This window comes from uncultured Candidatus Puniceispirillum sp., assembly GCF_963979125.1.
In the GTDB taxonomy this organism is placed as follows: Bacteria; Pseudomonadota; Alphaproteobacteria; order Puniceispirillales; family Puniceispirillaceae; genus Puniceispirillum.
Genome location: NZ_CAXBVX010000008.1, coordinates 1 through 26,733, shown reverse-complemented (window position 1 = coordinate 26,733; position 26,733 = coordinate 1). Strand labels below are relative to the sequence as shown.

Here is a 26,733-nt window from a genome sequence, read left to right as displayed (position 1 = left end):
GTATCTCTGGTGGTCATATAGGCCTGACTAATATCAGGAAAACAGATCATCATAAAAGCATTTTCCCACACAAACGCCAAACGCTAGCCCCTAGTCACGCTGTTATGGCTTTTGACTTTGCATCCGCCGCATGACACTAGCTAGCTTCTGAATACCTTCGGGGATACGTTCGGCCGCTATCGCTGAATAGGCCAGTCGGAAATAATTAAGCGGTGGCTGTGCCCCGCCAAAAAACACATCACCAGCTTCAATCAACACACCTTCTTGGGCTGCACGCCGGGCCAATTCACGTGCATCAAGCCAGTCTGGTCCTTTGACCCAAAAGCTGGTACCGCCAAAATGTGACCCTGTACGGGCAAACAACCCTTCTTGGTCAAGCGCATGTTGCAAGGCTGTATGGCGCCCTGATAAATGCCGACGCAGGCGGCGCATCTGCGCATCATAATGACCAAGCGCCATAAAATAAGCCAATGTGCGCTGTGCATGTCCTGGCGGATGCCGCAAGATCAGATGCCGCAACGCACGTGCTTGGCTGATCAGCCCTTCTGGCGCCACCAAATAGCCTAGCCGCAAACCCGGAAATACCGATTTTGACAGGCTACCGACATAGATCACACGTCCATCTTCATCCTGTGATTTCAATGCTGGTGTTGGCGCACCCAAAAAATTCATCTCGAATTCATAATCATCTTCAACAATCAACAGATCATGTCGCCGTGCCATATCCAGCAGTTGCCGCCGCCGGTCTGCGGGCATGGTAAAGGTTGTCGGGCATTGATGACTGGGGGTGATAAAAACCGAATCACTGCGCCGCAATACATCTTCATCAAGCACCAAACCTCCATCATCAACGGGTAACCGATGGATGTTCTGTGTCCGCTGAAGCAAAATATCGCGCAAATCGGGATAGGCTGGGTTTTCAATAACAACATGCTTGCTGGCATCAACAATCAATTGTGCCACAAGATACAGCGCGTTCTGGGCGCCCAGTGTCACCAGAATTTGCTCAGGGCGCGCCCTGATCCCACGGCGTGGCAGACTGCGCGAACAGATATAATTGACCAACATCGGATCATCATGCTGGCCAAAATCACCAACCATTGTGCCGAAATTACGCATGCCAAACGCTTGGCGTGCACAGTCACGCCATTCCGACAGCGAGAATAGTTCATTATCAACCTGACCATAGACAAAGGGATATTTATATTCACGCCAATTGACCGGTTTTTGAACCGGACGCACATAGCTGCATGACTGCACCAGTTTGGCATCCCAATCAACCTGTGCCTGACTATCAGCTGGCTTGGTGCGCATTGCGTCATCCATCTCATCAATTGGATATAATGCATCCATATCATTGCCAGGTGTATCAACTAGCTGTGAGATAGGCGCATCATCACTGACCACATAGCCAGATCGTTCACGCGTTTCGACATAGCCTGTATCGATCAAAGCTTGATAAGCTAGAATCACCGTATTGCGCGAGACCTTCAATTGGGCAGATAGCGCCCGGCTTGATGGCAATTTGTCGCCTGGCAAGATTGATCGCCCCAGAATCGCCTCAACAACACTTTGCCGGATTTGCGCTTGCAGGCTGACACCTGATTCCGCATCCAAAGTAATGATAATATGATCGTTCATTCTGCCTGCTTTACTGTTTGGGCTGCCATTCACATTCATGAAATATCCTTGTTTCTTTTGAACCATTGAAACTGGTACCAGTCAATGGCCTATCTGGTTCTATTGAAACAGAATGGTTGCCCCGTAACGTGATATACATAGAATAAGGCATGGCGAAACAAGGATAGCGTTCCGCCCATCGATTTTGTAAAATATAGTTATTATAAACGCGGCAAGCATATAAAGGCATTCGTCCTTGCAAGGCCTGCCTATTGGGATATTGGAGAACTGTTATGGCATATGACGTTAATTCGCTTGAAAGCCACTGGATGCCGTTTTCGGCCAACCGTGATTTCAAGAAAAACCCCCGGATGGTCGTCAAATCTGATGGGATGTATATGTGGGACTATAAAGGTGGCCAGATTATTGATGGTTCATCTGCCTTGTTCTGTACGCCTGCTGGCCATGGACGCCGTGAAATTGCCGAAGCCGTTTACAAGCAGATGCTTGAAAATGACTACACGCCGCATTTTCAACTTGGCCATCCCGGATCTTTCGATCTTGCTGAACGTGTATGCCGTCTTCTGCCAGATGATTTCAATCATGTTTTCTTTACCAATTCGGGTTCCGAATCAATCGAAACCGCGATCAAGGTTGTTCTGGCCTATCAGCGCGCACGCGGCGAAGCCCAGCGCAACCGTCTGATCAGCCGTGAACGCGCCTATCATGGTGTGAATATGGGCGGCGTTTCGCTTGCTGGTATGGTGCGCAACCGTGAGACCTTTGGCCTGACATTGCCGAATATTTCACTGATCCGCCATACATGGCAGGAAGATCAACGCTTCAGCAAAGGCCAGCCAAAAACGGGTGCCGAGCTGGCTATGGACCTTGAGCGCATTGCCGAAAATCTGGGTGGCAGCACTTTAGCTGCTGTCTTTATCGAACCAGTCGCCGGATCGACAGGCACCTTGGTGCCGCCCGTTGGCTATCTCGAAAAGGTACGTGAAATCTGCGACAAGCATGGTTTGATTCTGGTATTTGACGAGGTCATCACTGGCTTTGGCCGTATGGGCACCCCGTTTGCGACCCAGAAATTCAACGTCAAGCCTGACATCATCACCATGGCAAAGGCTTTAACAAATGGTGCCATTCCAATGGGCGGCGTCGCCGTTACAGACGAAATCTACGACACCATCACCAACTCAGCACCAGACAATGCTATCGAATTTTTCCATGGTTACACCTATTCGGCGCATCCGGCAGCCTGTGCCGCCGGTATTGCCACTCAGAAAATCTATCAGGATGAAGGCCTGTTTGATAATGCCGCAGCGCTAGAGGACTATTTCCTCGATGCTATGTGGACATTACAGGATCATCCCCTTGTTGCCGATATTCGCGGCATTGGCATGATGGCTGGCATTGAGGTTCATTCAGATGGTGCCCCTGGTCGTCGTGGTGGCAATATGCAAAAGGCAATGTTCTGGAATGGTCTGCATGTAAAATGGACAGGCGACAATGCGATTGTTGCCCCTGCCTTTGTTGCCGAGAAGCATCATATTGACGAGATAGTCGATAAGTTCCGCAAGACACTTGATCAGGCGCTCGAAGAAAAGAAATAGGCCAAAGGCGCAGTCACTTTCTAATTACGCCTTTTAGCCTTAGACATTCAAGCCGACCACGCTTTATAGTGTGGTCGGTTTTTTATGGGGATGACGATGATAGCGGTCAGCGGCGGTGGCATTGCCGGATATAGTGTTGCAATAGCGATTGCCAAAAGCGGTCATGCGGTCAGCTTGCTCACTGGTGGCAAACGCCACCAGCCTTTACAAGGCGGCATCCAGATTGCCCCGAATGGCTGGCAGGCTCTATGTACTTTGGGGCTTGATAACGCCCTTGCGAATCTACCTATGCGACTTAATGTAATATGTGTACGCGCGCTTGAAAGTGCTGCCACAATCACACGGCTTAAACTTGATCAGCATTACGTGTCATTGGGACGCCATGATTTACACACAAGCTTGCATGATATTGCGGTCAGTCTGCCCGAAATCACCTTCATTGATGATAAGCTTGCCAGCCTGACCGACACGAACGGCATAGTTACATTATTGATGGCATCTGGTGATCTGCTTACATGTGATGGTCTTGTTGCGGCCGATGGCGCCAGCGGCTTTGGTCGTAGCTATGTCACTGGATCACATTCTGCAAAAGCAACAACAAAACTGGCTATGCGCGCCGAAATTGACGCGCATATTCTGCCTGACATGTTTGCACGCCCCGAAAGCAATCTATGGCTTGGACAGGGGACACATATAGTGCATTACCCGATCAATGGCGGTGCCAAAGTCAATGTTGTTGTGACCATATCAAGCAACCATGCGCACCATAAATCTAACTGGCAGGACAAGATATTGGCACCGCATCCCGTTCTTGCCTATCTGGCCGACCCTGAAATCACATGGGCGGCAACACCTTTGCCTGGTGCTGACAGCCCTTTATGTTGGCGGCGCGGCAATGTCGTGCTGGCGGGTGATGCCGCACATATCATGCCGCCCCATCTGGCTCAGGGTGCCGGACAGACATTACAGGATGCTGCCTGCCTGTATAAATGCCTTTGCGAAACCGCTGACATAAAATCAGCCTTTGCCAGCTATGCACGGCAGCGTACAACCGCTGTCACACCTATTGCTCGTAAAGCTGAACTTAGCGGCGCTATCATGCGTCTATCCGGACCTGCCGCACGGTTGCGGAATATTGTTCTGGACGTTGGCGGCAACAGTTTGATGCAAAGCTGGCTTGCCGATGTATGGGCAGCCGATCCTGTTTTAAAAACCGCACCACACGCATCAGGTAAATCAACTAACACCAAACAGCATCTAATGCGTCAGCGTCACACCAACTGAACGCATGACATCAAGCGACTTATCAAGCGAACCATTAAGATCAATCGCACGACAGGCTTTGAGGTCAATCGTCACGTTAAACCCAAGCTTTGCCGCATCAGCTGCCGACCAGGCAACGCAAAAATCAGTCGCCAAACCGACCAATGTCACTGATCCAATGTCATGCGCGCGCAACAAGTCACCAAGTCCGGTTGTCGTGGTTTGGTCATTCTCAAAAAACGCCGAATAGGAATCGACCATCGGATTCATACCTTTGCGGATAATGGCCGCCGCATAATCAGTGTTAAGGTCAGGATGAAAATCAGCTCCAACGCTTCCTGCTATACAATGATCCGGCCATAAGGTCTGTGATCCATAGGCCATGTCGATCATGCTATAGGCCACCGCACCTTCATGTTGCGAGGCAAAGCTTGAATGGTCTTCGGGGTGCCAGTCCTGCGTTATGAAAACCTTGTCAAATGACGGCATCATCGCATTTATATGTGGCATGATACTGTCACCATTAGCCACAGCTAACGCACCACCAGGGCAAAAATCGACTTGCGGATCAACGACAATAAGGGCGTGCAATGCTGGCATGACTTGTTTCCTGTTTTAATATAATGGATTTGACTGTCTTGATCGCCCGCACGCTGGCAGACATACCTTAAAACTATACCATCCTAGAATATCTTCTGCTCAGCCTCAGCGCAACATCTTGGATTTCAGCATAGCAAATGCTAAGTTCCTAAAAACAGGGCATGATATTTTGTGACGGTAGGACTGGCATGTCGATTATGAAGCAGACTATGGACGAGATGCTGTTGCGTGCCGACGCTGATGGGCGCGGTTATGTTGTTGCGGCCATGTATAAATTTGTAACGCTGAAAGACATTGCGGCTCTACAGCAGACAATCATAAATTTATGCACAGCGCATCAAGCGCTTGGCACGATCCTCCTTGCCGATGAAGGTATCAACGGCACACTCGCCGCCCCCATTAACGGTATGCACGGCATCTTGGGTTGGCTTGAAGCTGACGCTCGATTTGATGGTATGTCATTAAAATTTTCTCACAGCCCAACACAGCCTTTTTTACGGATGAAAGTCCGCCTGAAACGCGAAATAGTAACGATGGGTCATCCAGAAGTAAGTCCAGCCGAACGCACTGGCACTTATGTTGAACCAAAAGATTGGAACGCCCTTATCAGCGATCCTGACGTGCTTGTTGTCGATACGCGCAATGTCTATGAAACAGCGATAGGCATGTTTGACAATGCGGTGGATCCGATGACCACAAACTTTCGCGACTTTCCCGAATGGGCAGCAACTTTGGCCAAACAACAAAATGCTGCAAAACCAAAAAAGATTGCCATGTATTGTACCGGGGGCATCCGTTGCGAAAAGGCCAGCGCGCTTATGCAGGATTACGGCTTTGATGAGGTCTATCATCTAAAAGGTGGGATATTGAAATATCTTGAAGACATCCCCGAAAGCGACAGCAAATGGCAAGGTGAATGTTTTGTATTTGATGGCCGCGTGGCGGTAGATCATAACCTCAATCCGGGCAGTTACGGCATGTGCCACGGATGCCGCATGCCGCTATCGCAAGATGATCTGCAACGCCCCGAATATGTAGAAGGCATCAGTTGTCATCATTGCCAGCATACCCAGGACCCTGAGCGCACTGCCCGCTTTGCTGAACGCCAGAAACAGATACAGTTGGCCAAAAAACGTGGTGAAGCACATTTAGGGGCATCACCTCGCAGTTCGGAATAATCACCGTTACCCTGAAAGCGTGTCGCGTCCATGTGGCACCGTATAATCAAGTACAGGGCCAACAGGCACAATGCCGGTAGGGTTAACGGTTGGGTGGCTGGCGTAATAATGCTCTTTTATATGCGGCATCACCACCGTTTCGGCAATTCCTGGCATCTGGTACAATTCGCAGGTAAATCCATGCAATGCTGGATAATCGGCAATCCGCCGGATATTGCATTTGAAATGCCCAACATAGACAGCATCAAAACGGATCAGCGTTACAAAAAGCCGCCAATCCGCTTCGGTTAATCGTGACCCCATTAAATAGCGGTTTTTGTCTAGGCGGGCTTCCATCCGGTCAAGTGCCGCGAATAATTTGGTTACAGATTCCTCATACGCCTGGGCTGTTGTCGCAAACCCTGACATATATACGCCGTTATTGATATTGTCATAAACATCGGCATTCACCGCTTCGATGTCTGCACGCATATCTTCGGGAAAATAATCACGATCGTTTCCGGTCAATCCATTAAAGGCTGTGTTGAACATCCGGATAATCTCAGATGATTCATTCGACACGATACAGCCTTGCTGTTTATCCCATAGAACAGGCACGGTAACGCGGCCTGTCGCCTTGGGTGCGCTGGCAGTATAGACCTGATGCAGAAACGACTTGCCAAGCACATCATCGCCTGACGCCCCATATTCATCAGTTTCAAATGTCCAGCCATTCTCAAGCATCAGCGGATGCACGACCGAAACCGTAATATGTTCATCAAGGTCTTTCAGATGCCGGAAAATCAATGTCCGATGCGCCCACGGACAAGCGTAGGATACATAAAGATGATAACGTCCTGAATCAGGCGTAAAGCCGCCGACACCTGTTGGACCGGGCGCACCGTCAGCTGTTACCCAGTTCCGAAAACGCGCCGAATCACGAACAAATTTTCCATCAGACTTAGATGTGTCATACCATGCAGATGACCAATGCCCATCAACTAGCAATCCCATATGTTGGATACCTCTTATAAAGCACGGTTTACCTGCCGTGCCGCATCTCTTATGCGCGCAATATTATCGCGATAAGATGCTTGGTTATCCCCCCTGAAAATAGCCGATCCCGCTACAACTGCGTGTGCGCCAGCTGGCACTACAGCACCGACTGTATCGGCAGTAATACCACCATCAACCTCTATGACAATATCACGCGCATCAATTATGTCATTTATTCTGGCTATCTTTTGCACCATAGCTGGTATGAAAGCCTGCCCGCCAAAGCCCGGATTTACCGTCATCACCAGAACCAAATCAAGCCGGTCAATGACATGTTCAATCACATTAGCGGGCGTATGCGGGTTCAAGGCGACACCGGCTTTACAGCCAAGCTCGCGAATATGCGATAATGTCCGGTCAAGATGCGCACAGGCTTCGGCATGAACTGTAATATAATTTGCGCCAGCAGCCGCATAATCAGCCAGCAGAACATCTGGGTTAGAGACCATAAGATGCGCATCGAAAATCTTGTCAGTTATATTGCGTAGTGCCTTGATGATGGGCGGGCCAAAGGTCAAATTCGGCACAAAATGCCCATCCATGACATCAAGATGTATCCAGTCAGCGCCTGCCTGATCAACCGCTTTGATCTCGTCGCCAAGACGGCTGAAATCAGACGCCAGAATTGATGGTGCAATGATAATATCTTTCGACATATGTAAACGTCCCAGACTGGCAAATTACAAAAGGCAAATGATCTTGATGCGGAAACTTAAAAGCGGAAAGGAAAAAACACAAGCGTACATAACCGTTTAATTTCATCAGCGATTATGCATACATCGTCATTAATGCGGGTATCTGGCCAATTATTTATCGGTTTTGACGCCATTTACGTATGACCGAAGGTTCTATAATCACCACACCAACGCCAATAATAACAACAATGCCACCAGCAAACACAATTGGTTCGGGGCGTTCGCCAAGAAAACTCATAGCGCCCAGAATTGTTGATACTGGCAACAGCATCTGCAACGGCATCACAACAGGCATCGGATAGCGCCCCAGCACATAATACCATGCCGAATAGCCAACCACGGTCATGACAACACCCAGATAGATCACTGTGCCCCAAGCCGATAGGGGGGCAGCCTCAAGAAAAGGCACTGGATTACCTTCGACAAAAAATGATGCCAGAAACATTTGTGGGCTAGCCATCACCCCAACCCAGGCGGTCAGTTGAAAGCCCGACAGACCAACGGTAAACTTACGAATCAACACCTGTCCGAATGCCCATGTAAAACAGCCTGACAGAACCAGAACGATACCCGTCATCTTGTCAGTCAGCGCCGGACCACCAATCAGGATCATGATCCCAGCAAGGGCAATTATAATTCCCAGAATTTGCCGTAAATCAGGCTTCTCACCCAACAGCATAGCGCCGATAATAACCCCAAAAATCACCTCACTTTGCACCAGCAAAATCGCGGGCGTGGCATCCATGCGCGCCAGCCCTGAAAAGGTGAGGCCATATTGTATTGTCGCTGAAACAAGGGCAATGAAACATAATTTGACCAGATAACCTCGTGGTATCGGCACAAACCAGACCAGTATCAGGGCGGCAATTCCAAAGCGCATACCCATCAGCAATAAAGGTGGAAAATGCTCTAACCCGCTTTTGGCTAGGGCAAAACCAAACCCCCATGTCAGCGGCACCAGAAGCGCGATCAGAAGATCACGGATACTCAAGACATGTGGCCAGTTGAAGACATAGGATGCGCTGAAGATGCTTCCTGTGCATAGCTCAGCAGGTTTTCCAAAAAGGCGAGCCCCTGTTTGATCGCATCCACCTCGATAAATTCGTCAGGCTGATGCATTTCATCCATGCCGCCGGGGCCAAATACGATTGTTTCCATGCCTGCCTGCTGATAATGCCCGCCATCGGTACCAAAAGACACAACCGACGGGGCTTCATTTGTCCACAGGCGGGCAATCAGCGATGCTACCGATGATGTGGCACGGGCATCCATCCCCGGACACCATGATATTTCGGTAATTGAAATGTTCGCATCCATACGTATTGTCTGCATCTCCGGCACCAGCACATCGGCGATATAGGCCTTTATGTCTGCCAGAATGGCATAGGCATCATCACCTGGTAATGGCCTGATTTCCCATAAAAACCGACAGTAATCAGGGATAATATTGCGGGCTTCACCGCCTTCGATATGTCCAACTGACAATGTTGTATAGGGCGGATTAAACAGTGAGTCCGTTGCCGGTGCAGTGGCCAATTTGTCTGCCACCTGTTCAATATAGGTAATCAGCCGCGCCGCATAATAAATCGCATTGACCTTGCCACGCGGATCCGAGGCATGACCTGCCGATCCACGTATTTCGGCAACCAGCTCCAGCCCACCTTTATGCCCTATGAAAGGACGCATCCCTGTCGGCTCGCCAATAATCGCCATTGCTGGCTTTATACCTTCGCGGCGCAGAAAATCTGGCATTTGCGCCGCGCCAAAACTGCCTACCTCCTCATCAAAGGTAAATGCATAATGAAGAGGCATAGTCAGCTTATCTTCAGCCGCTTTGAATGCGGGCGCCATCGCTAGAGCGGTTGCCAGAAAACCTTTCATATCGACCGCGCCACGCCCATATAGGCGGCCATCCTGCTTGTGCAAAACAAAAGGATCACGACTCCAGCCATCGCCAGTTGCTGGCACAACATCCGTATGCCCCGATAGAATGATCCCGTCACAGTGTCCGGGGCCAATGCTGGCAAACAGATTGAACCGCACACCATCGTCATGTGCATCCAGCATCACCGGAATGCCCAGATCTTCCAGATACGTCTTGATATAGGCGATCATGTCGCCATTTGGTAATCCCGTAACAGTGGGAAAGCTGACCAGATCAGCCAACAGCTTTTCAGCCTGTTCGAGGGTCGTGCTCATCAGGCAACCACGTGAACATGTTGCGGAAATGCACTCAGCCGCACACAGTCCTTGTCCCGCACATGTAATGTTTCGCTCAGCTCCATGCCCCAGCCAGCCATCCACATGCCAAGGATAATATGCACAACGGCATTTTCTGGTACGATCGTTGGTTCATCTGGTCGGAAACTGATCGTATGCTCACCCCAGTCCGGCGCATAGGCAACGCCAATCGAATAGCCAATCCGGCTTTTCTTTTCCAGCCCATAGCGATCAAGCACCCCTTGCCAGGCAGCATGCACATCCCCTGCCACCGCATCAGCATGCAAGGATGACATAACCACATCCATACCTTCTTCAACCGCCTTGGCTGTATCGATCAAGGCGGCTGGCTTATCTGTCCCCAGATGCACTGTCCGCGCCAGCCCGACATTATAACGTTTACGACACGCCCCAAGTTCAAAGGCAATCGTCTGGCCTGCTTCAAGCTTCGCATCAGTCCACATCGGATGTGCCGCTGTTGCTGCCTCACCTGCCAGAATAAGTGGATGCAAAGCGGGCATATCACCGCCAAATTCTGCAGTACCTTTAATCTGTGCGGCGGTAATATCAGCCATCAAATCACATTGTCTGACCCCTACCTTGGCGCCGTCCCACGCGACCTGCATCGCCATATCGGCGATCTGTGCCGCCTGATACATCATCGCCAGTTCGGCATCGCTTTTTATGACGCGCACCCAGTTAACCAGCAAATCGGCATCAACCCATTTTGCATCGGGCAAGCCCGCTTGCAAGGCATGCAAAGAGCGCGGCGAAAAATAATAACTATCGCTTTCATAGCCGATCCTCGCCTTAGCATGGCCAGCATCACGCATCCAGCTTGCAACATAATCAGACGGGTGCGTATCGGGTTGCTGCACCAGCGGCTCAGGATACCCGATAATCTGGGACGCGGATAAATAGGTGGTAAAACCTGCCGCCTTTACATCCATCAGACGGGTCATCAGAAACGGCCCATTCACCAGATCGAGCACCATCATTTGCGGTGTATAAAACGACCATGAATCAAAGCCAGTCAGCCAGTTCATATTCGAAGGATCGCCAATAACCAGAACGTCAATATCATGCGTTTGCATGGCGCGGCGCACACGGTCTATCCGGCTGCTATATTCGGCTTTGCTAAATGCTGGTGCCATCGATAAATCCCCCATCTAAAGACGTGCTAGCTTCGATATGCGACTCCTGGCAGAACGCACAACATTTCAAATAACAAATTCGCCGCAACCAACGCTGTGCTTCCTTGTGGATCATATGGCGGCGATACTTCAACAAGGTCACAGCCAACAATATTTAACCCATGACAGCCCCGGATGATTTCAAGCGCCTGAATTGTCGTCAGCCCACCAATTTCCTGTGTGCCGGTGCCTGGCGCAAAAGCCGGATCAAGAGCGTCAATATCAAAGCTCAGGTAAACAGGCTCATCACCCAGCGCATCCTTGATTTTGGCAATCAACGGCGCGGCTGAACGATGCCATAATTCCTCGGCTTGGGTAACTGAAAAACCTTTATCGCGCGCCCAGTCAAAATCCTCGGCGGTATAGCCTGTTCCCCGCAATCCAATCTGATAGGTGCGTTTAGGATCGATTAGCTTTTCTTCCCACGCCCTGCGGAACGGTGTGCCATGGGCAATTTTCTCACCAAACATATGGTCATTAATATCGGCATGGGCATCAACATGAATCAACCCGACAGGCCCATGCTTTTTGGCCATTGCGCGTAATATCGGCAGCGTCATCGTATGATCGCCGCCAAGTGACAGCGGGATCACGTCATGCGTCAGCACATCATCATAAAAATTCGTAATGCGCGTAACTGAATCTTTCAGATCAAATGTATTGATCGGCACATCGCCAATATCAGCAACCTGAATCGAATCAAAAGGGGCAGCCTTTGTCCACATATTATAGGGACGAAGCATAACCGATTCAGCCCGAATCTGCTTGGGGCCAAACCGCGTGCCTGGGCGGTTTGATGCGCCAATATCCATCGGCACACCGATAAAACAGGCATCCAGCCCCGCCGCATTATCGGCCGAAGGCAAGCGCATCATCGTGCCAGGCCCCGCAAAACGCGGCATATCATTGCCACCAATTGGTTGATTCTTCATATGGCCTCCTACCGGCGATCCCTCTAAAGGTGATCCCCCTAAAGACGATCCCTTAAAGACGTTTCATATGCCAGCGCAGATGATCTTCCATAAAGCTGGATATGAAAAGATAGGAATGGTCATACCCCTCTTGCATACGCAAGGTCAGCTTCTGTCCAGCATTTTTGCATGCCTCTTCCAGTAACCATGGCCGCAGACCATTATCCAGAAAGCTGTCCGCAGTACCCTGATCTACCAGAAAATCATCAAAGCTGTGTCCATCTTCCAGCAAGGCAACCGTATCATAGTCCCGCCAGCCTGAGGCGTCATCACCAAGATATTTGGCCAGCGATCCTGATGACCAGTCAGCCGTTGATGGTTGCGCAATCGGAGCAAAGGCCGACGCACTTTTATAGCGATCCGGATGTTTCAGCGCGATGGTCAACGCACCATGCCCGCCCATTGAATGCCCAAAAATACCTTGTCGATCCATATCAACATCAAATTCTGCCGCGATCAGCGCAGGCAGTTCTTCGGTGACATAGCTATACATATTGTAATTTTTGGCATAGGGCGCCTTGGTTGCGTCAACATAAAAACCGGCACCACTTCCAAACTGCCAGTTGTCAGCTTCATCTGGAACATCATCCCCCCGCGGGCTGGTATCGGGGCAAATAATCGCTACCCCCAGTTCGGCAGCAACGCGGCGATATTCGCCCTTATCCATGACATTGGCATGGGTACAGGTCAATCCGGACAGATACCACAATACCGGCACAGGCTTGTCATGTGGCGGCATAAATACGGCAAAGGTCATATCGCATCCGGTCACTGCTGAAGCATGCCGATAAACACCTTGGGTGCCGCCAAAAGATAATGCTGTACTGATTGTTTTCATTAATAGATCACCACCGAACGGATTGACTCGCCTGCATGCATCAGATCAAAGCCCTTATTAATATCTTCAAGCGGCAATGTATGCGTAATCAGCGGATCAATATCGATCTTGCCTTGCATATACCAATCAACAATCTTTGGTACATCGGTGCGCCCACGTGCCCCGCCAAAGGCAGTGCCACGCCAGCTTCTACCTGTCACCAGCTGGAAAGGCCGCGTTGAAATCTCCTGACCGGCACCAGCCACACCAATGATGATGCTCTCACCCCAGCCTTTATGTGCGCATTCCAACGCCTGACGCATGACCGTCGTATTACCAATACATTCAAAAGAATAGTCCGCGCCACCATTGGTCAATTCGACCAGATGCCCGACCAGATCACCATCAACCTCACTTGGATTGACAAAATGCGTCATGCCGAATTTTTCGCCCCATTCTTTTTTGCTGTTATTCATATCCACGCCAACAATCATATTGGCACCGATCATCCGCAGACCCTGAATCACATTCAGCCCGATACCGCCAAGACCAAATACCACCGCATTACATCCGGGTTCGGCTTTTGCTGTATTGATAACCGCGCCAATACCCGTGGTCACGCCGCAACCGATATAGCAAATCTTGTCAAACGGGGCGTCCTTATTAACCTTGGCCAGTGCAATTTCAGGTACCACGGTAAAGTTGGAAAATGTTGATGTTCCCATATAATGCAGAACAGGTTTGCCATCGATTGAAAACCGGCTTGTGCCATCTGGCATTACGCCCTGACCTTGCGTTGTACGAATAGCCTGACATAGATTTGTTTTCGGATGCAGGCAATAATCACATTCACGGCATTCCGGTGTATATAGTGGAATCACATGATCGCCAGGCTTTAGCGTGGTAACACCTTTACCAACGTCGCGAACAATACCGGCACCTTCATGGCCAAGAATGGCCGGAAACATGCCTTCCGGGTCAGCGCCTGAAAGAGTGAATTCGTCCGTATGGCAAATGCCTGTCGCCATAATTTCGACCAGCACCTCACCATCACGCGGCCCTTCCAGATCCACTTCCATAATTTCCAGCGGCTTTCCTGCCTGTATCGCAACTGCGGCTCTGGTTTTCATCTTTCTCTCCCTGATAGTAAAAGCCATTTAGACTCATTGAATTTTTAAAGTATTTCACAAAAACTAAACGCTGACGATAGCTTTGCTATGCGCCAACACCTTATCTTTGCGATTTTTCCCAGTCTGGATGTTCAAATGGAACATCATTGGCACGTGCAAGCGGCGCGCGTCCCAAAATATGATCCGATGCCTTTTCACCTGTCATGATCGATGGCGCATTCAGATTGCCATTCGTAATGCGTGGAAAAATTGACGAATCCGCCACCCGCAAGCCATCAACCCCGATAACGCGGCATTCTGAATCGACCACCGCGCCTGCATCATCTTTAGCGCCCATGCGCACAGTGCCGCACGGATGATACGCACTCTCAGCATGATCGCGGATAAAGGCGTCAATCTGTTGATCCGAAGTCTGGTCATCACCAGGTTGAATTTCATGCCCGCGATAGGGATCCATGGCTGACTGTCCTATGATCTCACGGCTCAAACGGATACAACGCCGAAAATCTGCCCAATCATCCGCATGGCTCAGATAATTAAATTTGATTTCGGGTGCCATCGCGGCAGCATTATTTCGAATCCGTACATGTCCACGTGATTTTGATCGCATCGGCCCGACATGAAGCTGGAACCCATGCCCTTCGGCGGGGGCGGTGCCATCATAACGGATCGCCACAGGCAGAAAATGATACTGAATATCAGGATAGGATACGCCAGCTTGCGAGCGGATAAATCCCAACGTTTCAAATTGATTGGACGCACCAAGACCCGATTTGAAGAATAACCAGCGGGCGCCAATGATCGCCTTTGAAAACAGATTTAGATGCTTATACAGCGTGATGGGCTGCAGACAGGCGATCTGGAAATAAACTTCCAGATGATCTTGCAGATTTTCACCAACGCCAGCCCGTTCGCACACCATATCGACACTAGCCTGTTGCAGAACCTTGCCTGGCCCGATACCAGACCGTTGCAGAATCTGCGGCGAGTTAATCGCCCCTGCCGCCAGAATCACTTCGGCGCGGGCGCGGGCATGATGGCGTATGCCATTTTGAAAATAGTCGATCCCAACAGCACGTTTGCCGTCAAAGATAATCCGGTCAACCAGCGCGCCTGTTTCAAGCTGCACATTGCCCCGTTTCAAGGCAGGCCGCAGATAGGCATTTGCCGTTGACCAACGGCGGCCTTTATAAACCGTCATATCAGCTGGGCCAAACCCCTCTTGCCGATAGCCGTTATAATCAGGCGTTGCCGTATAGCCAGCTTGCTGGCTTGCACTGATAAACGCATCATGTAACGGATTATCACGTGGTCCACGCGTGACATGCAATGGGCCAGACGTGCCCCGCCAAGGGGCTTCACCGCCATGCGATTGTTCCATGCGCCGAAAATAGGGCAAAACATCAGCATAGCCCCAGCCTGTCGCACCAGCCGCTTCCCAATGCGCATAGTCACCTGGATTGCCACGCACATAAATCATGCCGTTGATCGATGATGACCCGCCAAGTACCTTGCCCCGTGGACAGACAAGCTGTCGGCCACCAAGGCTGTCTTCGGGTTCGGCAATATAGCTCCAGTCATATCTGGGCATATTCATCGGATAAGATAAAGCCGCTGGCATCTGGATAAAAGGCCCCGCATCCGAGCCGCCAAATTCCAGAACCAGAATGCGGCGTGTACCATCTTCGCCAAGGCGATAGGCCATCGTACTGCCAGCTGACCCCGACCCCACAATAATATAATCAAACTCTAAATCCATAAGCGCCACTATCAAGCGAGACGTCGCAGACTGTCAAGATTGTTTGCCGCTTATTGTCCCATCCATGGCTGGATAATAGCCATCAATTTGAATAAATTGAGATGCATTTAACCGCCGCTCAGGCCATACTATTCGACATGACCTATTTGATTGAAAATATTGCCCGCCACATCGCCGATGGTAGCCTTAGCGCCAGCGACCATATTGAAACCTGTCTAGCCGCGATTGATGACAAAAACGGCCAGGGGCAGAACACATTCATCGAAACCTATCATGACCGTGCCCGCGCCGAAGCCGACGCAGTCGATACAGCCCGCAAGAATGGCTGGATCTTACCGCCTTTTGCGGGGGTTAGCCTGTCGATAAAGGACCTGTTCGATGTTGCTGGCGAGGTAACCAAGGCTGGCTCTATCCTGCTTGCCGATAGCCCGCCTGCCAATGCAGATGCAACCATTATTGCGCGTCTGCGTCAGGCTGGATTTATTCTGATTGGCCGTACGAATATGACTGAATTTGCTTTTTCCGGTCTTGGCATGAACGCACATTACGGCAATCCGCTTAGCCCCTATGATCGCGCAACAGGGCGCGTTTCTGGCGGTTCGTCATCGGGTAGCGCCGTGTCCGTCAGCGATAAAATGGCGGCCGCAACGATTGGCTCGGATACAGGCGGATCAACACGCGCACCAGCGTCCTATTGCGGCATTGTTGGCCTGAAACCAAGCACTGCGCGTATGCCATCCGACGGGGTGTTTCCACTTTCACCATCATTTGATGCCGCTGGCCCAATGGGGAACAGCGTGGCCTGTGTCAGCATAATCGATAGCATCATAGCAGGCGGTTCAGGCATCCGTGAAACAGCCTTTGCCGCGGCGGGACTTCGCCTCGCCATCCCCGATGGGTATTTGATGGAAGATCTGGACACCGACATTGCCGCTGCCTTTGACGCTGCCATAGACCGCTTGCATGGTGCTGGCGTACATGTACAAAAAATCCGCCTTGACGCGCTGGAAGCTATGCGCCCCAGCAATAATCCAAAAAGCATTGTATCTGCCGAAGCCTATGCTGTTCATCGACATTGGCTGGACAGCGATCACAGCGAAAAATACGATCCCTTCATTGGGCGTCGTCTGCGCGGCGGTGCTGATATTTTGGCGGCTGACTATATTGATATGTTCGAAAAGCGCGATGCGGTCTGTCATGCCATCAAAATGCAAACCCGCGGCTTTGATGCGCTCATGCTACCCACAACGCCAGGCATAGCCCCTGCCATTGCCGACATGCCAACCATCGAAAAACAACTTGCAATGAATGCACGTAGTTTGCGTAATACGGCAATTTCTAACTATCTTGATCGTCCAACCATCACTATTCCATGTCATCAGCATGGCACCGCGCCTGTTGGTCTGTCATTGATGGGATCACGGCATCATGACCGCCGTTTGCTGGCGATTGCCGAGGGGCTAGAGGCTATTATTCGTGGCTAGTGCCGCACCAACCAAAAACAACCACAAAACCAGCCGTCGCGATCAGGCTGATACGGCCTGTCGGGATTTACGCCCAATCGTTAATATCTGGTCAATTTTTTTGGCCACCCACATCATCGGCGCAGAATCACGTAGCACCAGCATGGCTGGCGTAGCCACCAGCGTTAATATTGTGGCAAAAGTCAAACCTCCGGCGATCGTGCTTGATAGCTGGGTCCACCATTGTGACGAAGGCGCACCAGCGAAAATCTCACGATCCGCAATTTTGATAGTCAGTTCAAACACCATCGGCAACAGCCCCAGAATGGTTGTAATCGCCGTCAGTACAACCGGACGAAAACGAACCAAACCTGCACGAAACGCGGCATGACGTGCCTTGTAACCACGCTTTCGATATTCGTTAAACGTATCGATCAGCACGATATTATTATTCACCACTATACCTGCAAGCGAGATCACGCCCAGCCCTGACATAACTACGCCAAATGGCCGTCCGGTTATCCACAGCCCCAGAACCACGCCGCCAGTTGACAGAATGATCGCCGACATAATGACAAAGGCCTGCCATGCCGAATTAAACTGAAGCATCAATACAACCACCATCAGCGTCATTGACAGCAAGAATGATTTACCCAGAAATGCTTGTGTTTCGGCAATGTCTTCATTTTCGCCGCCATACACAATATCGACATTCTGCGCTAATGGCGTTTCGGCAAGCGATGTTTGCAATTTGGTAAATTGCTCGGCAGGCAACAAGCCTTCGCTGACATCTGAATTAACATACATATAACGGCGTCCATCCAGCCGTTCGATATTGCCTTGCTTGACTTTGGGTTGCAGCGACGCAAACACCGATAATGGCACATAGGATCCATCCGCCGCCGGAACACGCAATTCTTTCAAGCGATCAAGATTTCGTTGATCCCCCATGAACCGCATCACAACATCCAGTTCGTCTTCGCTGTCATCGGGGCGGTAGTCGGAAATGCGCGCACCACGCGTCAGCATCTTAATCATTGTGCCCATATCGGCAATCGATACACCATGTCGGCTGGCGGCATCGCGATCGGTCACCAATGTCCATTCCATACCTGGTAAGGGGCGGCTATCGGTTATATCAACAAAGCCGCCAATATCTTCCATCCGCTTGATAACAGCCCCTGCCGCCGCACCAACCTGATCCAGATCATCACCAACAATTTCCAGCTTGATTGGTTGTGCACCACCAGGGCCCTTTTGTGGTTTTTGAATATTAATTTCGACGCCAGCTATATCTTTGACCATGCCGCGCATATCTTCGATGATTGAGTTGGCTTTATCACGCTCGCGCCAGTCAACAAATACTGTTCGGATCGTGCCGATCGAATCACGCGGGGCTTGATTACCAGCACCGCCACCTCTGAATGAACGCGCATAGAAATCTTGAACGCCGCCAGTTGAAATAATACTTTGCTCGGCTTTCACAACAAGCGCGTCACGTTCCTTTGCCGAAAGATCACCACGGGCAAGCACCTGAACTTGTGCCTGATCGGGTTCAATATCAGGGAAAAATTCTACGCCAAGTCCAGCACTGCCATAGCCAATAAAGGCAAACACCATAAAGCCGATAACGGATCCCATCACTGCAAATGGGCGGCTTATGGCGACTTTCAGAACCCGTCGGTAAAACCGCGGTGCAGTTGCTGAAATCATCCCTTTTGGCACTGATTTTTTACCAATCATACTGCCCAGCACCGGAATGAAAATAAGCGCCATAATCAGTGACGCCGTTAAAACGCAAATAACGGTTATAGGCAAAAATTTCATGAATTTGCCAACAATGCCCGGCCATATAAGTAACGGCATAAATACCATCAAGGTCGTCACTGTCGATGAAATGATAGGCCAAGCCATACGCTGGGCGCCAACCATATAGGCTTGGCGGCGCGTCGCCCCCATGGCAATGCGCCGGTCGGCAAATTCGGTCGTCACAATCACACCATCAACCAGCATTCCTGCCACAAGAATCAGCGAAAACAGCACCACAATATTCATTGTGATCCCAAGACTGTTCAGCACCGTAATTCCAATCAGAAACGACCCGGGAATGGCAAGGCCAACCAGCGTTGCATTGCGCACGCCTAATGTTGCCAGAACAACCACCATCACAATGATAACCGCCGCCCCGACATTATTACCCAGATCGCTGAGCAAATTACGCACATCTTTTGAGTCATCAAACAGATAGCTGACCTTGACGTCATTGCCTATCATGGGGGCGGCTGTATCAATCACTGCCCGCGCTGCTTCGACAACATTGATAACATTGGCACCAACGCGTTTGCGCACATCCAGCACAATCGCCGCTTCACCATTGACGCGCGACCAGCCTTCAGCCTGTTCAAATGATCGCCGCACAACAGCAACGTCACCAAACTTGATCGATGTACCATCACGCGCCTTGATCGGCATGTTAATCAGATCATCAACACTTTCCAGAACACCTGGCACCTTGACCAGCAGGCGTCCGCCGCCATCATCAATCGCGCCAGCTGTCACAAGCTGGTTATTCCCCTGAACAAGCCTCATCACCACTGATGGATCAAGCCCATAGGCCTCCATGCTTGATGCATCGACCAGAATTTCCAGCACTTCTTCGCGGTCACCACCAATTTCGACCTCAAGAACACCTGGCAAAGCCTCAATTTTATCTTTTATTTCGCGCGCCGCTAGCACCATTGTCCGTTCCGATACCGGCCCATATAATGCCGCTGTCAAAATCGGAAATTGTGACAGATTAATTTCAATAACCTTTGGTTCATCTGCATCGGCTGGCAAATCCGGTTTGGCATCATCAACCGCCTGACGCACATCAGCCAGCGCACGGTCAATATTCTCATTTGCCGCAAATTCAAGTGAAACCGACCCATAGCCCTCGGCGGCCACTGATTTCATCACATCAAGACCTTCAACAGTCCGCAGATGCTTTTCCAATGGCTTAATAAGCAAGCGTTCGGCATCATTTGGCGAAATGCCTTTATAGCCAACCGAAACATAGGCTACCGGAATATCAATATCTGGCGTTGCTTCTTTGGGTATCTCATTGAATGCCGATAGGCCGATGCCGCACAGAACGACCAGAGCCAGCAGAACCGCACCAGCGCGCGAAAAGGCCGCTTCGATTATGCTATTCATGATGCTGTCTCTAAAGCAATATCAACACTATCACCTATATCGACAAACGCCTGACCAACGGTTAGCAAGGTTGTCCCGTCAGGCAAGCCGGAAACAAAAACTTTCTCGCCACCTGAACGCACCATCTCGACATCTATCGTCTGGACAATGCCATCAACGCTAATCTTGGCCATCAAGGCTCCATCTGGCGACACTGACAAATGAGCAGGTGAAATGCCAAAGGCCGCGATTGTGCCTACATCAATAGACGCTTCGACCGTGACACCACCACGTAATTTACGGTCTCTATTCTGCAACGAAACCTCGACATCAAATGTACGCGTTGCCTTATTTGACTGTGACGCAATTTTAGTGACTTGACCCTTATTTGAACCAACACCAGCTATATTAACGTCAACCAAGTCGCCAACTGAAATCTGCGCAATGTCATTTTGCGGTACAGCGACAATAACGCTCAACGTATCCATGCCAAGGATCGTAGCAGCTGCTGCATCGCGCCGCATACGCTCACCTTTTTCCACGTGCAATGTTTCAAGCAAGCCGCTAACAGGGGATGTAATCGTCGAATCCTTTAGCTGAGTTTCCAACGCCGCAAGTGAAGCCCTTGCGGATTCTACACGCGCTAAATTTTGCGCCACTTCCAGTTCAGAACGGTAATTCTGGGCGGTTTCAATCTTGGCAAGTTGGACGCGGGCATTCTCATAATCAGCTTTTAATTGTGCCAGTTCCAATGGCGCCGTAAAATTATCCTTGGCCAACTCGTTGGCAATCGACAGACGCTTTTCAATAACAACAAGATTAGCGCGCGCGGCGGCCAGTTCTTCTTTCAACGTACCTTTGGATTGCTTTTGTGCGGCATCATATGATTTCTCAGCTGCATTTAACTCGGCCTTTGCCGCCGCAATCTGTTCGGGCAAGGTACCTTTATCCAGTACAATCAGCACATCGCCTATTTTGATCTCACTTCCTTCGATAGCCGGAATGTGGATGATGTTGCCATCGACCTTGGATGACACGGTTACATCAAAAGCAGCTTCGCTGACCCCATTGGCACGAATGGTGCGGTTAATCGTCTCATTCTGAACCGTTATGGCTGAAACTTTAAAGCTCGACACAGCATCAGATTGCTTAGATATATCCGCACTATTTGTCTCTGTCGGCTCGTTATCATTAATGGCCGCTGGCGTATCTTTCATAAATGAACCAGACGCCATCCATAGACCAACAAGCAGAGCAATCAGACCTGCCAATAAGTATGAAGATTTAATTTTCATAACAGTTTGTCCTGTTCATTAAATTAATTGATCGAACAGATTTAAATACGTAACCTGCATATGAGATGAACATCTCACACATGCAACATTATCAATACAGAATCTTTATAAAGATCTTATAGAAACACTTAATTTGGCAGTAACACTTATTTGGCTTCGCCTAAAATAGCCTGAGCTGCCTTATGCGCCACCATTATTGTGGGGGCATTAATATTTGCTGATGTAATATTTGGAAACACCGATGCATCAACAACCCGTAAACCATCTATACCATGTACTTTAAGGTCCGAACTGACAACCGAATTTTCGATTGTTGTTCCCATACGACATGTGCAGGATGGATGAAAAATAGTACCACATCTTTCCTTGAAGTCGGCAATAATATCATCATCGCTCATCACATCAAGCGGCGTCTTTGGGGATGCAGACAGTATTCCTTGTATGGCAGGGCTATTTTGAAGCTGACCAATAAATCGCGCCATCTTCACCACATCATCAATGTCCCTTTGATGAGTCATATAATTACCAAAGATGTTTGGTGGCGTGGATGCTTTTTCTGTTGTGATTTTTATGCTGCCTTCGCTAGCCGGACGGCAACTGTTAAAGCCAAGAATGAAACCTGGAAAAGCATCCGGTTTCAACAATGGGCGCTCATTGTGATATTGTATCTGATAGCTCACCGGATTGGCATATATCTGCGCGTTAGCCACGGCTAGGTCGGGGTCCGTTTTGACCAGCCCGCCAATCTGGTTGACACTCAATGACAGCGGACCGGTTTTGCGCAGAATATATTCGATACCTGCCATGATACGCCCGGGCCAACGTCCCAGAACGTTATTCATGGTCGGCTTATTCGCCTTGAAATAATAATTGATGCCAAGGTGATCCTGCATATTCATGCCAACATGCGGATGCTCCATTCTAACTGTAACGCCCGCATCACGCAGAATTTTACCAGGGCCAATACCCGACACCTGTAACAGTTGTGGTGATTTGACCGCTCCTGCCGACAGAATTATTTCACGGTTTGCGCTGAATGTTATTTGCGCGCCTCTATGAAAGCACAGCACCGAACTGGCGCGGTTGTCCTGAAATAGAATACGTTCGGCATCTATATTTGTCATCACGGTCAGGTTTTTGCGCTTTTGGGCTGGACGAAGAAACGCCGCGGCACTTGAGCATCGTTTACCATTGCGTGTTGTAATCAAATAGGACGATATGCCCTCACCAATTTGTGACGGTTTGCGATGAAACGCCACCTGACTTTGTTCACACATGGCAAAAAAATCGTCTTTCATCGGATGCAGACTGGATGTTGGGTCTGAAACTGTCAGTTTGCCATCCGCATGTCTGACTTTGTCTTTGGCATCGACCATTTGCTCAAAGGCGTCAAAAATTGGTTTGACCGATTTGTAATCCCAGCCCGGATTGCCAGCATCTGCCCAATCATCATAATCAGCCGCCACCCCCCGATGATAGACCAGCGCATTAATCGAGCTTGACCCACCAAGCACGCGGCCACGTGGCCAATAGAGCTTGCGGCCATCCAGCCCGGGTTCTGGCATAGTCGAAAATCGCCAGTTCACCTTGTCATTATGAAAGGACATGCCATAGCCAATAGGCGTGCGGATCCAAAACCGATCATCTGACGGGCCTGACTCCAGCAATAACACCGAATGACGGCCATCAGCGCTGAGCTTATCTGCCAGCACACATCCAGCCGAACCAGCACCTATAATGATATAATCAAATCTTTTCATACGCGTCGCAGACTATGGCACATTAACTGGTTTCGATTGGCTACTTTTCACGCTAAAGCTGAGTTTGGCAATTATCTTTTTAAGTTCAGGATGCGAAATTCTATCTGATAGCTTTGCCAAGCCACAGACCTGCCATCATCATAACGGCAAAGATCACGACATCTGCTGGACGCAACAGCAAGGATGAGATGACAGGCCCCGGACATAATCCACCCAGACCCCAGCCAATACCGAACAAGGCACTGCCGCCCAGCAACTGGCGATCAATATCCTGCACTGTTGGCAACCTGAAGGTGCCACCAAATAATGGTGTCGCCCGTTTCATAAGTAGATGATGCCCGATCAGATTGACGATAACCCCGCCGCCCATGACAAATGCCAATGACGGATCCCACGCACCAAAAATATCCAGAAAGCCTGCAATCTTAGACGGATTCAACATACCCGCTATAGCCAGCCCAATACCGAATAACCCACCAATCAAAAAGCTGAATAACAACGGCATCACATTACCCCCGCATGGCGGACAAGATATACCGTAATCACGGCTGTCAGCATAAAGGTCATAACAGCGACTAATGAACGTGGTGATAGCCGTGCCAACCCGCAAATGCCATGCCCGGATGTGCATCCTGACCCCAGCGCGGCACCAAATCCAACCAACAAGCCTGCTAGCGGTAAAACCCAGCCTGAGGCCACAGGGATAATATCAATATCAATATGAAACAGCCCCAGCGTTAGTGGACCCAGCATAGCACCTGCCACAAACGCCAAACGCCAGCTATTGCTATCATGCGCATCGGGGGCATCTGCATCGGGGCGGATCAGGCTGGCCAGAATACCGCTTATGCCCATCACCCGCCCTTTGACCGCCATCAAGGCCAAAGCCGCCAGCCCGATCATACCCCCGCCGACAAGCGCGCTCAGCGGCGTAAAATTCACCATATCAATTGTCATGAATAAAGGCCTTTCTTAAAGACATAACTCAAACACCACCATGGGCCTTTGACCAGGCACGCGGATCATTCAAAAAGGCTTCAACCGCCGCCAATGTCTTGGCATCAAAGCGGTCTGTTTCTTTGCATGCGGCCAGCACATCCCACCATGTAGCAAGATAATGAAGCGAGATGCCTTCAGCCGCCAGCTTTTCCGGCGTGTCCTTGAAAATATCATAATAGAAAATCACGAATGTATGCGCCACCTCGGCGCCTGCCATGCGTAAGGCTTCGACAAAATTCAGCTTGCTGCCCCCATCCGTCGTCAGATCCTCGACCAGCAGAATGCGCTGGCCATCCTTGATGTCGCCTTCGATGCGCGCATCGCGGCCAAAACCTTTGGGTTTTTTGCGCACATATTGCATCGGCAAATGTGTCCGCTCTGCCAGCCAGGCGGCAAAAGGAATACCGGCCGTTTCCCCGCCAGCCAGCGCATCAAGGCTTTCATGTCCAATATCATTCAAAATCACTGTCGTGCCAAAATCCATCATCGCTGCCCGCATGCGGGGAAACGAAATGATTTTTCGACAATCAATATAAACCGGACTCATCATTCCTGATGTCAGTTTGAATGGCTCGTCTGCACGAAACAGAACCGCATCAATTTCAAGCAACATACGCGCCACAGCGCGCGCCATATTTGCCTTATCGTAAACATAGGGTGATGACATGAAATCAACTCCAGAACCAGCGACCAATCAGGGCTAAAGCCTGCTAGCAGACAGCATATAACTGCCTGTCCAACTTGTCACGCATCGAGATGATGACCCGTGAAAACTTTAGGCGCGGGCAGCGCGCTTGCGTGCATGTGGATCAAGATACATTTTGCGCAACCGAAGGTTTTCTGGCGTCACCTCAAGCAATTCATCTTCATTGATATACGCCATCATTTCTTCCAGCGACATACGCTTGGCAGGTACCAATTTAACCGCTTCATCCGTGCCAGATGCGCGCACATTAGTCAGCTGCTTGCCTTTCAGCACATTGATTTCAAGATCATTATTCCGGTTATGCTCGCCAACAATCATGCCTTGATAGACAGGTGTCTGCGGGCTAACGAACATCAAACCACGATCTTGCAGATTGAACAGCGCATAAGCCACCGCCATGCCGTTATCCGTGGAAATAAGCGCACCATTACGGCGGCCAATAATTTCACCTTTATACGGGGCATAAGAATGAAAAATACGGTTCAGCACACCGGTACCACGTGTTTCGGTCAGAAATCGGCTTTGATATCCGATCAGACCACGCGATGGCGCCAAAAATACAAGCCGCGTTTTTCCGGCACCTGCCGCACGCATATCAAGCATTTCACCTTTACGGCGATTCAGACCATCAACCACGCCGCTTGAATATTCTTCATCCACATCAACGGTGACTTCTTCCATGGGCTCAAGCCGGTTGCCCGCATCATCTGTCTGAAACAGCACACGTGGGCGTGAAACTGTCATTTCAAAGCCTTCGCGTCGCATGGTTTCAATCAGCACACCAAGCTGAAGCTCGCCGCGCCCGCCAATTTCAAACGCGTCCTTGCCGCCACTCTCGGAAAAGGTAATTGCCACATTTGTTTCGGCTTCGGCAAGCAGACGGTCACGGATAACTGTTGACGTCACCTTTTTGCCTTCACGGCCAGCCAGAGGAGAATCATTAACCGTGATTGTAACCGACATTGTCGGCGGATCGATAGGTGTCGATTGCAATGGTTGCGTCACAGATGGCGCACAGATTGTATCTGCAACAGACGCAATCGAAAGACCCGCGATGCAGACAATATCGCCTGCCGTCACATGGTCAACTGGCACACGGTTGGTGCCTTCAAAACGCAAAAGCTTGGTCAAACGGCCTGATTCAACAACGCTACCATCAAGATTAAGCGCACGCACCGCTTCATTAACCGATGCAGTTCCCTGCATAATGCGACCAACCAGACAACGACCAAGATA

22 protein-coding genes are annotated in these 26,733 nt (G+C 50.1%); 4 read left to right on the top strand and 18 right to left on the bottom strand.

Annotation, left to right across the window (positions count from 1 at the left end):
• Nucleotides 1-102 precede the first annotated feature (102 nt).
• The gene (locus ABNT28_RS02000) at nt 103-1,641 is read right to left on the bottom strand and encodes a PLP-dependent aminotransferase family protein (protein WP_348720933.1); all 1,539 of its coding nucleotides are present in this window, start codon (nt 1,639-1,641) and stop codon (nt 103-105) included.
• A gap of 272 nt (nt 1,642-1,913) precedes the next feature.
• Here ABNT28_RS02000 and ABNT28_RS01995 point away from each other — a divergent pair, with 272 nt between their 5' ends.
• Nucleotides 1,914-3,239 carry an aspartate aminotransferase family protein gene (locus ABNT28_RS01995; protein ID WP_348720932.1) on the top strand — a complete coding sequence of 442 codons (1,326 nt, stop codon included), beginning with the start codon at nt 1,914-1,916 and terminating at the stop codon, nt 3,237-3,239.
• A gap of 96 nt (nt 3,240-3,335) precedes the next feature.
• A complete protein-coding gene (locus tag ABNT28_RS01990; protein WP_348720931.1) occupies nt 3,336-4,523 on the top strand; it encodes an FAD-dependent monooxygenase in 1,188 nt (395 codons plus the stop codon).
• On the opposite strand, the gene pncA is transcribed toward ABNT28_RS01990, so the two are convergent.
• Nucleotides 4,497-5,102 (bottom strand): bifunctional nicotinamidase/pyrazinamidase, encoded by a 606-nt coding sequence (gene pncA / locus ABNT28_RS01985; protein WP_332923582.1) that lies wholly within the window; start codon nt 5,100-5,102, stop codon nt 4,497-4,499. The two genes, ABNT28_RS01990 and pncA, sit on opposite strands and share 27 nt — an antisense overlap.
• A 188-nt stretch (nt 5,103-5,290) precedes the next feature.
• Here pncA and ABNT28_RS01980 point away from each other — a divergent pair, with 188 nt between their 5' ends.
• Nucleotides 5,291-6,280: a rhodanese-related sulfurtransferase gene (locus ABNT28_RS01980; RefSeq protein WP_332923581.1), complete on the top strand. Its 990-nt coding sequence runs from the start codon at nt 5,291-5,293 to the stop codon at nt 6,278-6,280.
• A 6-nt stretch (nt 6,281-6,286) separates the two neighbouring features.
• Here ABNT28_RS01980 and ABNT28_RS01975 read toward each other — a convergent pair whose 3' ends face one another.
• The 9 genes from ABNT28_RS01975 to betA all read right to left on the bottom strand — a co-directional run bounded on the left by ABNT28_RS01975 (nt 6,287) and on the right by betA (nt 16,100).
• Entirely contained in the window at nt 6,287-7,273 is a 987-nt protein-coding gene (locus ABNT28_RS01975) for a glutathione S-transferase family protein (protein ID WP_348720930.1), read from the bottom strand.
• A gap of 14 nt (nt 7,274-7,287) precedes the next feature.
• Complete coding sequence (gene rpe / locus ABNT28_RS01970) at nt 7,288-7,971, bottom strand: ribulose-phosphate 3-epimerase (protein ID WP_348720929.1); 684 nt, start codon at nt 7,969-7,971, stop codon at nt 7,288-7,290.
• A gap of 154 nt (nt 7,972-8,125) precedes the next feature.
• On the bottom strand, nt 8,126-9,001 hold the full coding sequence (locus ABNT28_RS01965; protein WP_332923578.1) for an EamA family transporter: 876 nt from the start codon (nt 8,999-9,001) through the stop codon (nt 8,126-8,128).
• The gene (argE, locus tag ABNT28_RS01960; protein ID WP_332923577.1) at nt 8,998-10,209 is read right to left on the bottom strand and encodes an acetylornithine deacetylase; all 1,212 of its coding nucleotides are present in this window, start codon (nt 10,207-10,209) and stop codon (nt 8,998-9,000) included. The genes ABNT28_RS01965 and argE overlap by 4 nt, the downstream gene beginning before the upstream one ends.
• A complete protein-coding gene (locus ABNT28_RS01955; RefSeq protein WP_332923576.1) occupies nt 10,209-11,384 on the bottom strand; it encodes a Xaa-Pro peptidase family protein in 1,176 nt (391 codons plus the stop codon). The genes argE and ABNT28_RS01955 overlap by 1 nt, the downstream gene beginning before the upstream one ends.
• Before the next feature lie 26 nt (nt 11,385-11,410).
• On the bottom strand, nt 11,411-12,355 hold the full coding sequence (speB, locus tag ABNT28_RS01950) for an agmatinase (protein WP_332923575.1): 945 nt from the start codon (nt 12,353-12,355) through the stop codon (nt 11,411-11,413).
• A 52-nt stretch (nt 12,356-12,407) separates the two neighbouring features.
• Nucleotides 12,408-13,232 carry an S-formylglutathione hydrolase gene (gene fghA / locus ABNT28_RS01945; RefSeq protein WP_332923574.1) on the bottom strand — a complete coding sequence of 275 codons (825 nt, stop codon included), beginning with the start codon at nt 13,230-13,232 and terminating at the stop codon, nt 12,408-12,410.
• Complete coding sequence (locus ABNT28_RS01940) at nt 13,232-14,341, bottom strand: S-(hydroxymethyl)glutathione dehydrogenase/class III alcohol dehydrogenase (RefSeq protein ID WP_332923573.1); 1,110 nt, start codon at nt 14,339-14,341, stop codon at nt 13,232-13,234. The genes fghA and ABNT28_RS01940 overlap by 1 nt, the downstream gene beginning before the upstream one ends.
• A 100-nt stretch (nt 14,342-14,441) precedes the next feature.
• Nucleotides 14,442-16,100 carry a choline dehydrogenase gene (betA, locus tag ABNT28_RS01935; protein WP_348720928.1) on the bottom strand — a complete coding sequence of 553 codons (1,659 nt, stop codon included), beginning with the start codon at nt 16,098-16,100 and terminating at the stop codon, nt 14,442-14,444.
• A gap of 137 nt (nt 16,101-16,237) precedes the next feature.
• Between betA and ABNT28_RS01930 the strand changes: the two genes are divergently transcribed.
• Nucleotides 16,238-17,584, top strand: coding sequence for an amidase (locus tag ABNT28_RS01930; RefSeq protein ID WP_348720927.1), 1,347 nt, complete (start codon nt 16,238-16,240; stop codon nt 17,582-17,584).
• 42 nt (nt 17,585-17,626) lie between these two features.
• On the opposite strand, the gene ABNT28_RS01925 is transcribed toward ABNT28_RS01930, so the two are convergent.
• The 7 genes from ABNT28_RS01925 to ABNT28_RS01895 all read right to left on the bottom strand — a co-directional run.
• Nucleotides 17,627-20,758, bottom strand: a complete 3,132-nt coding sequence (locus ABNT28_RS01925; RefSeq protein ID WP_332924644.1) for an efflux RND transporter permease subunit — start codon at nt 20,756-20,758, stop codon at nt 17,627-17,629.
• Entirely contained in the window at nt 20,755-22,032 is a 1,278-nt protein-coding gene (locus ABNT28_RS01920; RefSeq protein ID WP_332924645.1) for an efflux RND transporter periplasmic adaptor subunit, read from the bottom strand. Before ABNT28_RS01920 ends, ABNT28_RS01925 begins: the two co-directional genes overlap by 4 nt.
• Before the next feature lie 146 nt (nt 22,033-22,178).
• Entirely contained in the window at nt 22,179-23,792 is a 1,614-nt protein-coding gene (locus tag ABNT28_RS01915; protein WP_348720926.1) for a GMC family oxidoreductase N-terminal domain-containing protein, read from the bottom strand.
• Between the two features lie 100 nt (nt 23,793-23,892).
• Nucleotides 23,893-24,297, bottom strand: a complete 405-nt coding sequence (locus tag ABNT28_RS01910; RefSeq protein ID WP_348720925.1) for a DUF6691 family protein — start codon at nt 24,295-24,297, stop codon at nt 23,893-23,895.
• Nucleotides 24,297-24,749, bottom strand: coding sequence for a YeeE/YedE thiosulfate transporter family protein (locus tag ABNT28_RS01905; RefSeq protein ID WP_332924648.1), 453 nt, complete (start codon nt 24,747-24,749; stop codon nt 24,297-24,299). The genes ABNT28_RS01910 and ABNT28_RS01905 overlap by 1 nt, the downstream gene beginning before the upstream one ends.
• Before the next feature lie 28 nt (nt 24,750-24,777).
• Nucleotides 24,778-25,458 carry an orotate phosphoribosyltransferase gene (locus tag ABNT28_RS01900; RefSeq protein WP_332924649.1) on the bottom strand — a complete coding sequence of 227 codons (681 nt, stop codon included), beginning with the start codon at nt 25,456-25,458 and terminating at the stop codon, nt 24,778-24,780.
• Nucleotides 25,459-25,566: 108 nt separating this feature from the next.
• Nucleotides 25,567-26,733 (bottom strand): EF-Tu/IF-2/RF-3 family GTPase (locus tag ABNT28_RS01895; protein WP_348720924.1); only part of this gene is annotated, 1,167 nt, incomplete at its 5' end.

Coding starts and splice junctions, on each gene's coding strand:
- ABNT28_RS01995 (WP_348720932.1), top strand. CDS start 1,914: ATGGCATATGACGTTAATTCGCTTGAAAGCCACTGGATGCCGTTTTCG.
- pncA (WP_332923582.1), bottom strand. CDS start 5,102: ATGCCAGCATTGCACGCCCTTATTGTCGTTGATCCGCAAGTCGATTTT.
- ABNT28_RS01910 (WP_348720925.1), bottom strand. CDS start 24,297: ATGCCGTTGTTATTCAGCTTTTTGATTGGTGGGTTATTCGGTATTGGG.
- ABNT28_RS01980 (WP_332923581.1), top strand. CDS start 5,291: ATGTCGATTATGAAGCAGACTATGGACGAGATGCTGTTGCGTGCCGAC.
- ABNT28_RS02000 (WP_348720933.1), bottom strand. CDS start 1,641: ATGAACGATCATATTATCATTACTTTGGATGCGGAATCAGGTGTCAGC.
- betA (WP_348720928.1), bottom strand. CDS start 16,100: ATGGATTTAGAGTTTGATTATATTATTGTGGGGTCGGGGTCAGCTGGC.
- ABNT28_RS01915 (WP_348720926.1), bottom strand. CDS start 23,792: ATGAAAAGATTTGATTATATCATTATAGGTGCTGGTTCGGCTGGATGT.
- ABNT28_RS01920 (WP_332924645.1), bottom strand. CDS start 22,032: ATGAAAATTAAATCTTCATACTTATTGGCAGGTCTGATTGCTCTGCTT.
- ABNT28_RS01975 (WP_348720930.1), bottom strand. CDS start 7,273: ATGGGATTGCTAGTTGATGGGCATTGGTCATCTGCATGGTATGACACA.
- argE (WP_332923577.1), bottom strand. CDS start 10,209: ATGAGCACGACCCTCGAACAGGCTGAAAAGCTGTTGGCTGATCTGGTC.
- speB (WP_332923575.1), bottom strand. CDS start 12,355: ATGAAGAATCAACCAATTGGTGGCAATGATATGCCGCGTTTTGCGGGG.
- ABNT28_RS01930 (WP_348720927.1), top strand. CDS start 16,238: ATGACCTATTTGATTGAAAATATTGCCCGCCACATCGCCGATGGTAGC.
- ABNT28_RS01905 (WP_332924648.1), bottom strand. CDS start 24,749: ATGACAATTGATATGGTGAATTTTACGCCGCTGAGCGCGCTTGTCGGC.
- ABNT28_RS01955 (WP_332923576.1), bottom strand. CDS start 11,384: ATGGCACCAGCATTTAGCAAAGCCGAATATAGCAGCCGGATAGACCGT.
- fghA (WP_332923574.1), bottom strand. CDS start 13,232: ATGAAAACAATCAGTACAGCATTATCTTTTGGCGGCACCCAAGGTGTT.
- ABNT28_RS01925 (WP_332924644.1), bottom strand. CDS start 20,758: ATGAATAGCATAATCGAAGCGGCCTTTTCGCGCGCTGGTGCGGTTCTG.
- ABNT28_RS01940 (WP_332923573.1), bottom strand. CDS start 14,341: ATGAAAACCAGAGCCGCAGTTGCGATACAGGCAGGAAAGCCGCTGGAA.
- ABNT28_RS01990 (WP_348720931.1), top strand. CDS start 3,336: ATGATAGCGGTCAGCGGCGGTGGCATTGCCGGATATAGTGTTGCAATA.
- ABNT28_RS01900 (WP_332924649.1), bottom strand. CDS start 25,458: ATGTCATCACCCTATGTTTACGATAAGGCAAATATGGCGCGCGCTGTG.
- rpe (WP_348720929.1), bottom strand. CDS start 7,971: ATGTCGAAAGATATTATCATTGCACCATCAATTCTGGCGTCTGATTTC.